This is a genomic window from Streptomyces sp. NPDC051976 (genome assembly GCF_040680795.1).
GTDB lineage: Bacteria > Actinomycetota > Actinomycetes > Streptomycetales > Streptomycetaceae > Actinacidiphila.
The window spans coordinates 41619-55964 of the sequence record NZ_JBFAXL010000003.1 but is presented as its reverse complement, the minus strand read 5'-3'; the positions used below and the strand labels follow the sequence as shown (position 1 = coordinate 55964).

At 71.9% G+C, this 14346-nt stretch carries 12 protein-coding genes; 2 read left to right on the top strand and 10 right to left on the bottom strand.

From position 1 onward, the window contains the following. Window positions 1–176: 176 nt before the first annotated feature. The 5 genes from AB0M29_RS04430 to AB0M29_RS04410 all read right to left on the bottom strand — a co-directional run bounded on the left by AB0M29_RS04430 (window position 177) and on the right by AB0M29_RS04410 (window position 5782). Window positions 177–1250, bottom strand: a complete 1074-nt coding sequence (locus tag AB0M29_RS04430) for a ketoacyl-ACP synthase III (protein ID WP_365378745.1) — start codon at window positions 1248–1250, stop codon at window positions 177–179. Window positions 1251–1279: 29 nt separating this feature from the next. After that, window positions 1280–1960, bottom strand: coding sequence for an HAD-IB family hydrolase (locus AB0M29_RS04425; protein WP_365378742.1), 681 nt, complete (start codon window positions 1958–1960; stop codon window positions 1280–1282). Window positions 1961–1989: 29 nt separating this feature from the next. Continuing rightward, window positions 1990–3081, bottom strand: a complete 1092-nt coding sequence (locus AB0M29_RS04420; protein WP_365378739.1) for a ScbA/BarX family gamma-butyrolactone biosynthesis protein — start codon at window positions 3079–3081, stop codon at window positions 1990–1992. 111 nt (window positions 3082–3192) lie between these two features. After that, complete coding sequence (locus tag AB0M29_RS04415) at window positions 3193–4140, bottom strand: aldo/keto reductase (RefSeq protein WP_365378736.1); 948 nt, start codon at window positions 4138–4140, stop codon at window positions 3193–3195. 91 nt (window positions 4141–4231) lie between these two features. Further along, window positions 4232–5782 carry an MFS transporter gene (locus AB0M29_RS04410; protein WP_365378733.1) on the bottom strand — a complete coding sequence of 517 codons (1551 nt, stop codon included), beginning with the start codon at window positions 5780–5782 and terminating at the stop codon, window positions 4232–4234. A gap of 108 nt (window positions 5783–5890) precedes the next feature. On the opposite strand from AB0M29_RS04410, the gene AB0M29_RS04405 reads away from it, so the two are divergent. After that, entirely contained in the window at window positions 5891–7504 is a 1614-nt protein-coding gene (locus tag AB0M29_RS04405) for an FAD-dependent monooxygenase (protein ID WP_365378730.1), read from the top strand. A 36-nt stretch (window positions 7505–7540) separates the two neighbouring features. Continuing rightward, window positions 7541–8737, top strand: coding sequence for an NADP-dependent malic enzyme (locus AB0M29_RS04400; RefSeq protein WP_365378727.1), 1197 nt, complete (start codon window positions 7541–7543; stop codon window positions 8735–8737). Between the two features lie 114 nt (window positions 8738–8851). Here AB0M29_RS04400 and AB0M29_RS04395 read toward each other — a convergent pair whose 3' ends face one another. The 5 genes from AB0M29_RS04395 to AB0M29_RS04375 all read right to left on the bottom strand — a co-directional run bounded on the left by AB0M29_RS04395 (window position 8852) and on the right by AB0M29_RS04375 (window position 14346). Continuing rightward, entirely contained in the window at window positions 8852–10057 is a 1206-nt protein-coding gene (locus AB0M29_RS04395) for a hypothetical protein (protein WP_365378724.1), read from the bottom strand. Between the two features lie 207 nt (window positions 10058–10264). Further along, window positions 10265–10915: a ScbR family autoregulator-binding transcription factor gene (locus tag AB0M29_RS04390; protein ID WP_365378721.1), complete on the bottom strand. Its 651-nt coding sequence runs from the start codon at window positions 10913–10915 to the stop codon at window positions 10265–10267. Between the two features lie 557 nt (window positions 10916–11472). Next, window positions 11473–12471: a nucleotidyl transferase AbiEii/AbiGii toxin family protein gene (locus AB0M29_RS04385; protein ID WP_365378718.1), complete on the bottom strand. Its 999-nt coding sequence runs from the start codon at window positions 12469–12471 to the stop codon at window positions 11473–11475. After that, window positions 12468–13064, bottom strand: a complete 597-nt coding sequence (locus tag AB0M29_RS04380) for a hypothetical protein (protein ID WP_365378716.1) — start codon at window positions 13062–13064, stop codon at window positions 12468–12470. The genes AB0M29_RS04385 and AB0M29_RS04380 overlap by 4 nt, the downstream gene beginning before the upstream one ends. A 148-nt stretch (window positions 13065–13212) precedes the next feature. After that, entirely contained in the window at window positions 13213–14346 is a 1134-nt protein-coding gene (locus AB0M29_RS04375; protein ID WP_365378714.1) for an epoxide hydrolase family protein, read from the bottom strand.

Sequence of the window (14346 nt, the reverse complement as noted above, 5' to 3'; positions counted from 1 at the left end):
GAAGGGCGAATTCCGTTGATTGAAAAGGAAAATGGAAGCGCGCGCTTTATTGTTTCCGCGATGTTTCGCTTTTCCACGGCAAACGGCTCCTCCACCGGTCGCCGGGTGGCGAAGGGCGGCGGAGCCGTCTGGGTGTGCCGGGGCGCGGGCGCGGGGCGCGGGGTGCGGCCAGGTGGTCAGCCGGTCGCGGAGTCGATGAGTACGGCCGTGGCCGCGGTCCGGCCGCCGGAGCGGGAGAGCGCGGTGGCCGGGCGGTCGAGGGCCCAGCGCAGCAGGGCGGCGCCGATGTTCATGCCGCCGCCGAAGCCGGCCAGTAGCACCAGGTCGCCGCGGTCCACGACGCCGCGCCGGTGGACCTCGTCCAGCGTGATCGCCACCGACGCGGCGCCGGTGTTGGCATGCCGGTCCACGGTCAGGTGCAGCGCGGAGCCGACCAGGCCGAGGTCGGGCCAGACGTCCGCGAGCATCACGCCGTTGGCCTGGTGCGGCACGAAGTGCTTGACCTGCGCGGGGGCCACTCCCGCCCGGTGCAGCAGGCCGCCCACCGCGGCGGGCAGCTCGTCGTGGACGAACGCGCGTACCGCCCGGCCGTCCATCCGGAAGAAGTGCTCGCCCGCCGCGAGCGTCTGCGGCGACGCCGGGGCCCGGCTGCCCCCGGCGGGAACCCCGATGAGGTGGTGCTGGTCGCCGTGGCCGGTCAGCGCGGTCTCGACGATGCCAAGCCCCGCGGGGACGGGACCCAGCAGCACCGCACCGGCGCCGTCGCCGAAGAGCACCGCGGTGCGGCGGTCGGAGTAGTCCAGGATCCGGGAGTAGATGTCGGCGCCGATGACCAGTCCGTACGGTGCCGCCGGGTCGGCGTCGCCGCTGAGCAGCCGGGTGCCGATGGTCAGCCCGTACAGGAAGCCGCTGCACACGGCGTTGACGTCGAAGGCCGCCGCGCGGGTGGCGCCGATCAGGTGCTGGACGATGCTCGCGGTGGCGGGTTGCGGCTGGTCGGGTGTCGAGGTGGCGACCACGACGAAGGCGAGCTGGTCGGCGCTCAGCCCGGCCTGGGCGAGCGCCCGCCGGGCGGCGTGTGCCGCGAGGTCGGAGGTCGCCTGATGGGGGGCCGCGCGATGCCGGCGGGCGATGCCGGTCTTCTCCAGGATCCACCCCGCGGTCACCCCCGCGCCGGCCGCGATCTCCTCGTTGCTGACGACGTTCTCAGGCAAGTACGCACCGGTGCCCACGATGCCGATGGATGGCACGGTCTCCTCCTGAAGGTTGTCACTGTTTGTCACGGCTGTCGGTGGTGCGCGGACGCGGGCAGCAGCCGTCGCCAGCCCGCGGCGGCGGCGTGCGCGACCAGCACGGGGTCCGTGCCCACGACCACCGGGTTCCCGACGCTGCTCAGCAGCGGCAGGTCGCTGGAGTGGTCGCCGTAGGCGCTGCTGCGGGCGAGGTCCAGGCCGCGGACCGCGGCGGCCACCTGGGCGGTTCTGCCCTTGGTCGGGCCGATGAGCGGGATGACGACCTCGCCGGTGAGTTCACCGCCGCGGATCACGGGCCGGGTGCCGAACGCCCAGCGCGCGCCGACGTGGGCGGCGATGGGGTCGAGGCAGGCGAAGAACGAGCCGGAGACGAGGACGACGGCCTCGTCGCGGACCTGTGCCTGCCGCAGTTCGCCGAGGGTCTCGGGGATGAACAGGTCCTGTTCGAGATGGTGGGCGAACCACGCCCGGCCGCCCGCGGCGACGCGTTCGGCGCGCTCTCCCGCGTACAGCCGGTAGTAGGATCGATTGATTTCCTGCCGGGACGCGCCCTGTTCCGCCGCGGCGCGTATTTCGGCGATCAGTTTCTCGTACGTGCCCTCGGGTTCTCCGCGTTCGCGGAGATAGAATTCGAGAAAGTGGAACATGCTCTTCACCCGGACGAGAGTCTCGTCCACGTCGAAGAACGCACCCGCGGTGGGTCGCACCTGGTCTCCCTCCTTGTCGCGGGCCGGTCTCAGCCGGATATGTGGGCCAGCGAGAGGGAGAAGCGGGCGATCGGCTCCCCGTCCTGCAGCGCTTCCACCGTCACGGGAAGCAGCGCGAGGGCGGTTCCGGCGGTGGTGGACTCCAGTTCGACCCCAGCGGGTTGCCGTGGGCCCGGGACCGCGGTGAGGACCGTGGCCGGTTCGAGTTCGCCGAACTTCGCGAAGGTGACGTTGAGTTCGGCCAGGGCGAGGGCGCTGCCGGAGGCGAATCCGCTGCTGAGCGCGGTGAAGTGGGCGAGCTGCCGGGCGGCTTCGGCGAGCACCATGCCGGGCAGGTGGTCCTGCGGGTGGTCGAACATGCTGGGGTGCCGTGCCGGGACGAGCAGTTCGGCCTCGGCCGTACCGTCGTGTGCCACGGGGCTGAGCAGTACGACGTTCTCCGGGTCGGTCCTGCCCACCAGATGCGGCGCGGCCGCCGACCCCTTCGGGTCCAGCGACGCCGTGGTCGGCAGCGGCGCGCCGCCGCGGGTACGCAGCCGCATCTCCCGGTAGCCGGCCGGGTCGCGGAAGCGCAGACCCACACCGGCGTGGCCGACGGCGACCCCGTCGACCAGGAACCGGATCGCGTGGTCCAGCCCGACGACCCGGCCCGCGCGCACCCGTTGGTCGGTGACGGTGATGTCGAGCTCCAGCTCCAGCGGGGTGCTGCCCAGCGCCAGCAGCGACGGCTGGTCGATGCGCACCCGCAGGAAGGTCAGGATGAACTTGTCCTGCGCCGGGATGCCGAAGAACTCGTGGGCTCCGGCCAGGGTCGCCTGGCGGGCGGTCTCCAGCAGCAGGATCGTGTCGTGGGTGCGCGGCCGCAGCAGGTGGTCGCCGAAGTAGGCGTGGGAGCGGGGGAATTGGGCGGCGGCCGCGTAGTGCGCGTCGCCGCGCCGGCGCAGGTCGGTGACGAAGACCTCGCCGAGCGCGTCGCGGTGGACCAGCGCCCGGTTCACGGTGGCGGCGAAGGACAGCGACGGGCCGCCGCCACGGGGAAGGGGGTCGGGGCGGACCGCCGGGTGCGGTGCGGTGGCGGGCGGCGGTACGTGCGCGGTGACGGGTGTGGGTGTGGTGGTCATGCGAGCACTCCTTGGTCGCGAGCGGCTGGACCGGTCGGACCGGAGCCGGACCGGTGAGCGGGCCGCCGGGCGCCCTACGGGGGGAGGGACGCCCGGCGGCGGTCTGTGCGCTCAGTAGCGCGAACCGACGGCCGAGCGGCCGAGGTCGCTGAGCAGGATCAGGTCCACGTCGGAGAGGCGGAGGGTGTCCGCGCGGGTGTTCTCCTCGAGGTAGGCGATGCGCTTGGTGCCCGGGATCGGCACGATGTGCTCACCCTGGGCGAGCACCCACGCCAGGGCGACCTGCGCGGGGGTGGCGTCGTAGCGGGCAGCGACGTCGGCGACCCCGTCGGCGAGCTTGTGGTTGGCCTCGATGGCGGCCGCCTGGAAGCGCGGGTTGTCCTGCCGCCAGTCGTCGGCTTCCAAATCCTGCGCGGAACCGATCGCGCCGGTCAGGAAGGCGCGGCCCAGGGGTGCGTAGGCGATGAACCCGGCGCCGTTCTCCCGGCACCAGGGCACCACCTCGTCGAGCTGGTCCTGGCTCCACAGCGACAACTCGCTCTGTACGGTGGCCACGGGGTGGACGCGGTGCGCCTCGGCGATCTGCTCCACCGTCGCCTCGGACAGGCCGATCCTGTCGACCTTGCCCTCCGCGACGAGGTCGGAGAGCACACCCCAGGACTCGGCCACCGGGACCTTGGGGTCGACGCGGTGGAGCTGGTAGAGGTCGATGCGCTCGACACCGAGCCGGCGCAGCGACCCTTCGGCGGCCGTGCGCAGGTACTCGGGGCGGCCGTTGGGCACGATGTTGCCGTTGCCGTCGACGATGAGGCCGCACTTGCTGGCCAGCACCAGATCGTCGCGGCGGCCGCGGATCGCCCGGCCGACGAGTTCCTCGTTGGTGTGGGGCCCGTAGACGTCGGCGGTGTCGATCAGGGTGGCGCCGACGTCCATGGCGCGGTGGATCACCCGTACCGACTCCTCCTCGTTCCGCCGGCTGCGGCTGTAGGCGAAGCTCATGCCCATGCACCCCAGCCCGATCGCGCCGACCTCAAGGGTGTTCACGTTGCGTGTGCGCATGACGCGTTGCTCTCCTTCATCGCTTCAGGTGCCGATTGCCGATGTGCCGAGTGAGGACTGTGAGTGAGGGTGGTGGGGGGAGCCGGGGCGGTCAGCGGGAGGCGGAGTCCAGCTCCCGGTCCCTGACCACCGCGTAGGTGGTGACGGCGCCGATCAGGGCCAGCACCGCCAGCAGGACGAAGGCCGTGTGCATGGCCGAGGTCAGGGCGTGGTCGGCCGCTGTGCGCGCGGCCGCGCGGCGGGCGGCGGGCAGTGCGTCCAGCGAGGTGCGCAGCCGCCCCTGGACGGCGTCGCCGGCCAGCGCCCGCACCTGCCCGGCGGGCACGGCGCCCTTGCTGTCGCGCAGGTGACTGTCGGTCAGGCTACTGAGCAGGGCGCCCGCGCCGGCGATCGCCACGGACTCGCCGGTGATCCGCATGGTGTTGAAGATCCCCGACGCCATCCCGGAGCGCTCGACCGGCACCACGCTGATGGCCGCGTTGTCCATGACGCCGAACGCGCTGCCGACGCCGGTGCCGAACACGGCCAGCGGGCCGAGCAGGGCCACCCAGCTCTGCGAGGGCTGCAGGACCAGCAGCCACAGCGAACCGGCCGCGATGAGGGTGGAACTGGCGGCCAGCATCACCCGCAGCGGCAGTTTGGCGGCGAGCCGTCCGGCCAGCAGGGGCAGTACCAGCACCGGCAGGGTCAGCGGCAGCAGCCGGGCGCCCGCGCCCACGGAGCCGTGTCCGCCCACCCCTTGGAAGTACTGGGGCAGGTAGACCAGGAGGACCACGAAGCCGAAGGTGATGGTGAACGGCTGGCAGACCACCACGATGAAGGTCGGGCGGCGGAACAGCGACAGCTCGAACATCGGCCGGGTGACACGGAGTTCGACCGCGACGAAGAGCGCCATGAAGACCGCGGCGCCGGCCAGCGAGCCGAGTGCGGCCGGGCTCGCCCAGCCGTGCTGGGGGCCTTCCACGAAGAAGACCGCCACCAGGGCGAGGCTGCCGCTGAAGGTGATCAGCCCTCCCCAGTCGACGCGTTGGGCATCCGGGTCGCGCGACTCCTGGATCCTGGGCACCAACGGCAGGAGCAGCGCGCCCAGGACCAGGTTCATCAGGAACACCGCACGCCAACTGGTGGCGCTGACCAGCAGACCGGCCAGCAGCGGACCGAGGGCGAGTCCGAAGCCGAAGGAGGCGCCGAGGACACCGAACGCCCGTGCCCGGGCGGGTCCGTCGAAGGTGGCCGCCAGGATCGCGGCGCCGCTGGTGAGCATGCCCGCCGCGCCCACGCCCTGGACGAGCCGGGCGAGGTCGATGAGCACGATGTTCGACGCCAGCCCGCACACGACGGATGTCACCAGGAAGAGCTGGATTCCGATGAGCAGCACCCGCTTGCGTCCGAACCGGTCGCCCAGGCCGCCGGCCGCCAGCAGGCAGGCGGCGAAGGTGACGCCGTACGCGTTCTGCACCCACTGGGCCGCTCCCACGCCGGCTCCCAGGCCGGTGGCCAGGCTGGGGAGCGCCACGGCGGGCCCGGTGACCGTCAGCGGGAGCATCACGCTGGCCAGTGCCACCGCGACCAGGGTGGGCAGTCCGTGGGCGGGGCGAGGTTGCTGAGGCAGTTCCCGGCGGGGTTCCGCTAAGACGCTCATGTCTCCCCAACTCCATCAAAATTTTGACTACCTGAAAGGATCGCTAGGAGTGTAAGATATCTTATGCCTAGCGTCAATCTTCCCTAGTCACAAGGGAGTTCGGCTGACATGTCGAATGAACGGAGTACCCCGTCCGACGTGGACGTCCTGGTCGTGGGGGGAGGCCCGACCGGCATGACGGCGGCGTGCGAGCTGCTGCGCCGCGGAGTGCAGGTGCGGATCGTCGACCGCGCCCCCGACGACACGTCCTTCCCCAAGGCACTGCTGCTGTGGCCGCGCAGTCTGGAGTTACTCGACGACCTCGGCGTGCTCCCCGCCACCCGGGACGCCGCGCTGCGGATCAACGCCTTCAGCTACTTCTCCGACCGCCGCCCGCTGGCGGCCTTCCGCTTCACCGAGGACCTCGCGCCGCTGTGCCTGCCGCAGAACGAGACCGAGCGGATCCTGCGGGAGCGGCTGCACGAACTGGGCGGCAAGGTCGAGCACGGCGTCCGGCTGCTCTGCTTCGACAACCTCGACTTCTCCGGAAGGATCACGGCCTCCCCGGAGGTCACCGCCGTACTCGAGCACGCCGACGGCCGGATCGAGCGGGCCCGGGTGCCCTTCGTGGTCGGCGCGGACGGCGCCGGAAGCGCGGTGCGCGCCCAGATCGGCACCGGCTTCGTCGGCAGCACGTACGAGTCCGCCTTCGCGCTCGTCGACGCGCACATCGACGGCGCGCTGCCGCCCGACGAGGCGCTCTACTACCAGTCGCCGAAGGGCGCCCTGGTCGTGGTGCCTCTGCCACAGGGCGTGTGGCGCTTCTTCAGCAGCCTGCCGCCGGGTGAGCAGGTGAACGTGCCCATGATGCAGCGGATCGTCGACGAGCGCGGACCGCGCGGGGTCCGTATCGCGGAACCGGTGTGGCAGAGCGTCTTCCGGGTGCACGCCCGGCACGCCGCCGACTTCCAGCTCGGCCGGGTCTTCCTCGCCGGGGACGCCGCCCATGTCCACAGCCCGGCCGGCGGACAGGGACTCAACACCGGCCTGCAGGACGCCCACAACCTGGGCTGGAAGCTGGCGGCGGTCATCCACGGCGACGCGCCGGACGACCTGCTGCTCAGCTACGGCCCGGAGCGGGCGGCCGTCGCCAAGCGGGTGGTCCGCGACACCGACATCCAGACCCGTGCGTGGATGGTCGACACCCGGCTGAAGGTGGCCGCCCGAGACGCGGCCTTCGTACTGGCCGACCGTTCAGGAATGCTGTCCGCGCTCTACGGGCCGGTGATGGCCGGGCGGCGACTGGCCTACCCCGCCCACCGCCCGACCCAGCAACCCGCCGGGTGGACCGCCTGCCGGACGCGCGCGAAGCTGCCCGGCGGCCTCAAGCCCGGCGCGGTACTGCCCCGTGAACTGACCGCCCGACGCCGTACGCGCGCCGACGCCGATCCCCGCGACTGGACCCTGGTGCTCGCCGAGACGCCCGGCGGCGCCGGTGGCACCGGTGGCACCGGCTGGACCCGTCGAGCCGCGCACCTCGCCGCGAGCCATCCGCGGCTCGATCTGGTGGTGGTGCCGGTGGACGAATCCGCACGGCACACCGGCTGCGCCCGCCCCGGCTACTTCCTGGTCCGCCCCGACGGGCATGTGGCGGCGCACGGCCACGCGCGGGACCTGGCCCACCTGGAAGCCGAGATCACCCTCGGCCCGGGCCGATCCGCCCCGGCCGCGGTCCCGGCCTGACGGCACTGCTCATCCCTACGACCGCCGAGGAGCGGCATGTCCGAACTCGCCCCGCACACCGCCCATTTCGCCAGCGTGCCGGAAGAACCCGTCTTCGCGCTCCACCGGCGCGGGAAGATCGAGATGCGCGCGACCGTACCCGTACGCGACGCGTACGACCTGGCGCTCGCCTACACCCCCGGCGTGGCCCAGGTCTGCACGGCCATCGCCGACCGGCCCGAGCTCTTCCACCGCTACACCTGGTCGGCCAACACCGTCGCGGTGGTGTCGGACGGCACCGCCGTACTCGGTCTGGGCGACATCGGACCGCTGGCGGCCATGCCGGTCATGGAGGGCAAGGCCCTGCTGTTCAAGGAGTTCGCCGGAGTCGACGCGGTCCCGCTCTGCCTGGACTCCACGGACGTCGACGCCCTCGTGGAGACCGTACGGCTGCTCGCGCCGAGCTTCGGCGGGATCAACCTGGAGGACATCAGCGCACCGCGCTGCTTCGAGATCGAGGACCGGCTGCGCGCGGCGCTCGACATCCCCGTCTTCCACGACGACCAGCACGGCACCGCGGTCGTCGTCCTGGCGGCGCTGCGCAACGCCGCCCGCCTGACCGGGCGTTCACTCGGCGACCTGCGCGCGGTGGTGGCGGGGGCGGGCGCCTCCGGAGTCGCGGTCTCGCGCATCCTGCTGCGCGCCGGGATAGGCGACCTCGCGGTGTCCGACAGCAAGGGCCTGCTGCATCCGGACCGTTCGGACCTCAACCCCGTCAAGGCGGCACTGGCCCGCGACACCAACGCGATGGGCCTGGAGGCCGGTTCCACCGAGTCCGCACTGGTCGGAGCCGATGTCTTCATCGGTCTGTCGGGCGCTCACCTGGCCGAGGAGGCGGTCGCCGCGATGGCCCCGGACTCCCTCGTCCTCGCCCTGTCCAACCCCACCCCCGAGATCGACCCGCGGCTGGCCGGGCGGCACGCCGCGGTGGTGGCCACCGGACGCAGCGACTTCCCCAACCAGATCAACAACGTCCTCGCCTTTCCCGGTATCTTCCGCGGCGCCCTCGACGTGCGTGCCCGCACCATCACGGAAGGCATGAAACTGGCCGCCGCCGAGGCCATCGCCGAGATCGTCGGCGACGACCTGAGTGCGCAGTACGTCGTCCCCAGCGCGTTCGATCCGCGGGTGGCGCCCGCGGTCGCCGCCGCGGTGGCCGCCGCGGCCCGCGCCGAGGGCGAAGCACGCGACTGACCGCGCAACGACGGCCGCGCCGGCCGGAGGGCGGGCTTCCTGCCCTCGCTCCGACCGGCGCGGTCGCTCACGGCGTCTGCCTACCCGGCGCCGAACGGACCGGGTCTCCTCGGATCAGGCGTGGAGCTGCTCCAACAGCCCTGCCACGGCGACGACTTCGACGGACTCCGGAGCCTCGGCGGCGATCCGCCCCAGGCCGAGGTGGTTGCCGAGCAGGCACTCGCGGATCCACTCGTTCTGGTACCGGTCCACGAGGACACCGGCCGCCATGCGCACCCGCAGCTGCAGCCGTTCGGTCGGCAGCCCGGAGTCGACCATCACGGCCTCGGCATCGTCGACGTCGTCGAGCGAACGGGCCAGGTCCACGATCTCGGCGCGGCTGAACCGGGCGCCGCGGAAGCTGAGGACGTCCTCCAGATGGCCCGACAGCCGGATCGCCGGGGCGTGCGACCGGCACGGGCAGATGATGAACTCACCCGTGTCGCCGCTGCGGTAGCGCAGCAGCGGTGACACCGCGCGCTCGTCCAGTGTGGTGACGAGGATTTCACCGTCGACGATCTCGATGTGCTGGTGCGCCAGCGGATGGAACACGCCCCGGGGGCACTCCGGGCCGCCCGCGCCCACCGCCCAGGCGTCGACCGACCCGTACAGGCTCCAGATCCGGGCCGACGGGAACGCCCGGGCGGCCAGTTCCGCGGCGGTGGTGTCCCGGCCGCTGCCCACCCAGACCACGGTGCGCAGCCAGTCCATGGACTGCCCGGTGTGCAGGCAGAGCCGGGCGAGCTCTCGGATGACCGGGGTGTCGCCCGCGAGCGCGGTCACGCCGCAACCGCTGAGCACGTCGAGCCACTGGAGCAGGTTGCCGCTGTGCAGCCCGCCGAACGGGATGATCGAGGCGCCCTGCTCCCTGGCCAGCGCGTTGACGAGGTCGTGGACCGGCCACAGCCGACTGGGCTGGCACAGGTTCAGCAGGATGTCCTGCGGGCCGAGGGGCCGCCAGTCGCGGACGATGAGCGGGGCGAACAGGTCGGTGGGCACCAGCGCGGGGGAGGGCCGGGCCCCGGTGCCGCCCACGAAGTAGAGCGACGTGCCGGTGCCGATGGCCAGGCCGGAGCGGATGCCGGACCAGAGCGCGGCCCGCAACTCGTCGGCGGTCAGTGGCGGGATGTCCCCCAGCTCGACATGGCCCGTACGCCCGTCCAACCCCCGGTACTTGTCCGCGAGTTCGGGGAAGGCGCGAGCGCGGTCCAGCAGGCCGCGGACGGTGCGGGCCGTCGGCTCAGGCGCTAACGGCAGGTCTTCGGAGAGCTGCACGACCATGCGACGTCCTTCCACGGGAGCCAGGGGCCAATCGTGCGGTGCGGTAGACGGCAGGCGCATGCGCCGTTGCCAACCATTCAAAAACCGACGGTGCGGTTTGTCAAATGAGTCTCAGATGCGCGTGGTTGGCGCTCAAAATCCCCATCTACCGGGCAGTGGGGTCCAGTTCACCGAGGCGAAACAGCGAGGTCTGCCGGTTCTTGGGGCTCACGTGCTGCTCTGACCTGCCGTGGGCGCCTCCGAGCCCACCAGGCCGGGCGGGGTCCCCAGCCGCAGGTCGTCGGCCGCCCCGGGGACGGCGAGGCCGGGGAGCAGAAGGGTCCACAACTCGACCAGCCGCCGCTCCAGATCCGACCGCCCGGTGAAGACCTGCGAGACGATCTGCGCTCCGGTGAACGAGCTGATGACCAGGTACGCGGCCGCGTCCACATCCAGGTCCAGCCGGACCGTGCCCTCGCCCTGCGCCCTGAGCAGCAGCGTCCGCACCAGCCCGATGGCGGCCACGTAGGGGGCGGTCTGCGGTTCGGAGAAGGAACTCTCCACCGACAGCCGGATGCTGGCCCGCACCATCGCGCTCTCCCGCAGCTCCCGGGCCATCACGTGCGACAGATCGATCAGCAGCTGCAGGAACGGGCCCGCGGTCGCGGCCACACCGGACAGCGCCCGGATCTCGTACCCCTCGATCTCCGCGGCGATCTCCTCCTTCGACGCGAAGTGGAAGTAGAACGCCCCCTTCGTCACTCCGGCGCGCGCCAGGATCTCCGAGACGCTGGTCCCCGCGAACCCCCGCTCGTCGAAGACTTCCGCGGCGGCGTTGATGATCCGCTGCCGCGTGATCTGGGCTCGTTCCTGCCGCACCACGTGAAAAGCCTCCCCTGTCCGCGTCCGCCCGTAAGGCTAGACCCAAAGCCCCGCCCCCGAGGCTCGGGGCCGCGGGCCTCTTCGTGCTGCGGTTCCGGACGCTTCCTCGCGACGGCGGCAGGCAGGGCCAGTAGCAGTACCGCTGCTCCGAGGAGTGCGATGACCGCGATCCAGCCCGCGCCGACGTGCATGGCATGGACGAACGCCTTGTCGGCGGCCCGCGCGAGATCGGCCCGGTGGAGGTCGGCGGCGACGTGCCGGGTCCGTTCCGCGGAGACTCGCGCCTGGTCCCGCACCGGACCGGGCGCACTCTTCAGCGAAGGTTCGATGGCACGTCGGTACATGAGCGACATGATCGTGCCGCCCACCGCGATTCCGATCACGCTGCCGGTCTGTCGCACGGTGTTGGTGACGGCCGATTCCGCACCTGCCTGTCGCCTTCGTCTCCATCAACCCGATCCAGCCGCCTGCGATCCCCGCAGGCATCATCGACGCGCAGATGAAGAAGCTCGCCTGATCGTCAGGCATCGAGCGCCGGGGGCGGCGGGGTCGGATCAGTCGGCAGCCTGCTGGAAGGTCCCCTTCAGGGCGCGCACCAGCCGGTCCGCGTACTCCCGCTCGGCGTCCTTGAACTGCGGGTACTCGGTGACGAAGTGGTTCCACTCCACGTAGCCGATGCCCTCCACCACGTCGTCGAGGAGGATGTGCTCGCGGTCCCGGTGCGGCCATTCGCCGGACAGCCGGAACACCTCGTGCAGCAACTCGCGGCGTAGCGGGTGGCGTTCGGCCAGCAGTACGGCGTCGTACAGGTCCTTGCCCTGGGCGTAGGCGTCGTTGACCAGCCACATCAGTTTCCAGGCGAGGGACAGTTCCGGGGTGGCCGCCTGGACGACGGTGCCGCCCGGGAGTTGGGCCGAGTGGGGTGCGTCGGGCAGGCGCTCGTTGAAGACGAAGTCGAGCTGGACGTGGCCGCCGGGGAGCCCGGGGGAGCGCCAGGGCAGGACCATGCGGCGGCCCGGTACGCGGTCGTACGTCCAGATGTCCTCGACGACCGCGCCTCGCGCCAGGAGCCGGATGTCGCCCGCGCGCGTCTCGGCGAGCGTCTGCGCCGCCATGGCGATGCCTTGCAGCATCTGCTCGGTGCGGGCGTCGTCGATCCGCCAGGTGTCGGGGACGACGACGAAGTCCAGGTCACCGGGCTCGCGGGCGGCGTCGGGGAACCAGAGCGACATGAGCACGCTGCCCCTGAGCACCAGGGCGTCCACCCACGGCGAGGTGGCGATCGCGTCCAGCACCAGGTGCAGGGCGCGGCGCCGGGCCTCCCGCCACGCCTGGCCCCGTGCCGGGTCCCCGAAGCGCGGATCGGTCGCGCGGTAGGCCTTCTGGTGGTGCTTCAGCGACGGGTCGAAGACGGGATGCTGCACCACGTCGTCGCCCGGCACCGGCTGGAGCGTCTGCGGCAGATCGGCGGCCCTGCGGGTCGCCTCGTCCAGCGGTTCCCGGGGCAGCTCGGAGCTCCGCCATCCGAACCGCTCCCACGCCGCCCGACTCATGTCCGTACCCCCACCGTCTCCTCGATCCAACCCTCGTCCACGGACAGGTCGCTGTCGTGGAGCACGAACTCCCGCTCCACGCCCACCACCACGAACCCGTCCAACTGTGTCAGCAACCGCTCCAGTGCCTGCCCCGCCCCGGCGGCGCCCACCCCGCGGCACCGCTGCGTCACGAACCGCTCGTGCCGTGCGCCGGACCGTACGCGCAGGGCGTTCCACGACAGATGGGCGCCGTGCGGCACCACCCGGGCGGCGAGGGCGGCAAGGTCCGCGTCCGCGTCGAGCAGCAGCTTCACGTGGTGCTCGAAGTAGCGTGCGTCGTCCCCGTCGAGCCGATCCGGTACCTCCGCGGCCCACGGTGTGGACTCGGTCTTCACCCGCACCGGCTCGAAGCCGTCCGCCCGTAGCTCCGCCACGACATCACGCACACGCGCCGCCTGCTCACCGTACGACGAGGAGCCCGAGAGCGTGAGCATGGGCTGTTCGCGCATCCGGCCGCGCGCCAGCACGATGTGCGTGAGCTTCAGTTCGCGCGCGGCTGCCCAACTCCGCAGTCGTACCGCCCCGTCGGGGTCGGCACAGCGGACCGTCACATGCGATTCGTACAGGGAACGCAGGGAAGGCGGGGATTGCGGGGAAGTTGTCGGCACCCCCGGATCGTGACAGACCACCGGCCTTCGCGGCATCCGCGTTTTTGGGCGTCGCGCCGCTACGCCGAACAACCCGCGCACGCGGCGGCGTTCACCGGTGGGCGCGGAAGAACTCGGTGAGGTCGTCTGCGAGGAGTTCGGGTTCCTCGTGGGCGGCGAAGTGTCCGCCGCGGGGCATGCGGGTGTAGCGCGTGAGGTTGTATGTGCGCTCGGCCCAACTGCGCGGCGGGTGGGCGAGGTCGGCGGGGAAGAGAGCGAGGGCCGTGGGTACGGTCACCCGCTCGACCCGCCGCGTCAGGTGCTGGGCGTACTCGTAGTACGGCCGGAAGGAGGTCGAGATGGTGTGGGTGAACCAGTAGAGCGAAGCCTGCGTCAGGAGGAAGTCGTCGCTGAACCGGGACGACAGGTCGCCGCCGCAGTCGCTCCACGCACGGTACTTCTCCACGAGCCAGGCCAGCAGCCCGGTGGGGGAGTCGGCCAGGCCGTAGCTCAGGGTGAGTGGGCGGGTGCTCTGTTCGTGCAGGTAACCGCCCTCGTCCGCGGACCACGCCGCGACGGCGTCGAGGTACTCCTGCTCCTCCGCGGTGACGCCTGCCGCGTCGTGGGCGGCGGGGCTCGCGATCGCCATCAGGTGGATGCCCACCACCGCCTCGGGGTGAGCCTCGCCGAGGCGCGAGGTGATGCCCGCGCCGAGGTCGCCTCCATGCGCGGCGTAGCGCGCGAAGCCGAGTTCGTCGTGCATGAGCCGGTGCCAGGTCTCATGTGTCTGCGGTGGCTCGGTGAGCGACGGCCGTTGAGGTGAGAAGGCGAAGCCGGGCAGCGAGGGAACGATGACGGTGAACGCGTCGGCCGCGTCTCCCCCGTACCGCGACGGTGTCGCCAACCGGCGGGCGAGGGCGGTCAGTTCGAGGAAGGAGCTGGGCCACCCGTTGGTCAGGACGATCGGCAGGGCGCCGGGGTGTTCGCCGTCGAAGCGGAGGTAGTGGACGGGGGTTCCGTCGATGTCGGCGAAGTGGGACGGCAGGGCGTTGATGGTGGCTTCGTGGGCACGCCAGTCGTACCCGGAGGCCCAGTGGGCGACGAGCCGCCGCAGTTCGCCCGCGTCGGTGCCCGCTTCCCAGCCGGTGGCGGGCCAGGGGGTCGGCCAGCGCGTGGCGCGCAGCCGCGCGCGCAGCTCGTCCAGCGCGGACTCGGGGACGGCGATCACGGGTGCGTGGCTGGGCAT

What these genes read in the sequence shown, in the direction of transcription:
- AB0M29_RS04400 (WP_365378727.1), top strand. Translation starts at nt 7,541, where the DNA reads ATGTCCGAACTCGCCCCGCACACCGCCCATTTCGCCAGCGTGCCGGAA.
- AB0M29_RS04395 (WP_365378724.1), bottom strand. Translation starts at nt 10,057, where the DNA reads ATGGTCGTGCAGCTCTCCGAAGACCTGCCGTTAGCGCCTGAGCCGACG.
- AB0M29_RS04415 (WP_365378736.1), bottom strand. Translation starts at nt 4,140, where the DNA reads ATGCGCACACGCAACGTGAACACCCTTGAGGTCGGCGCGATCGGGCTG.
- AB0M29_RS04420 (WP_365378739.1), bottom strand. Translation starts at nt 3,081, where the DNA reads ATGACCACCACACCCACACCCGTCACCGCGCACGTACCGCCGCCCGCC.
- AB0M29_RS04410 (WP_365378733.1), bottom strand. Translation starts at nt 5,782, where the DNA reads ATGAGCGTCTTAGCGGAACCCCGCCGGGAACTGCCTCAGCAACCTCGC.
- AB0M29_RS04405 (WP_365378730.1), top strand. Translation starts at nt 5,891, where the DNA reads ATGTCGAATGAACGGAGTACCCCGTCCGACGTGGACGTCCTGGTCGTG.
- AB0M29_RS04385 (WP_365378718.1), bottom strand. Translation starts at nt 12,471, where the DNA reads ATGAGTCGGGCGGCGTGGGAGCGGTTCGGATGGCGGAGCTCCGAGCTG.
- AB0M29_RS04375 (WP_365378714.1), bottom strand. Translation starts at nt 14,346, where the DNA reads ATGCCCAGCCACGCACCCGTGATCGCCGTCCCCGAGTCCGCGCTGGAC.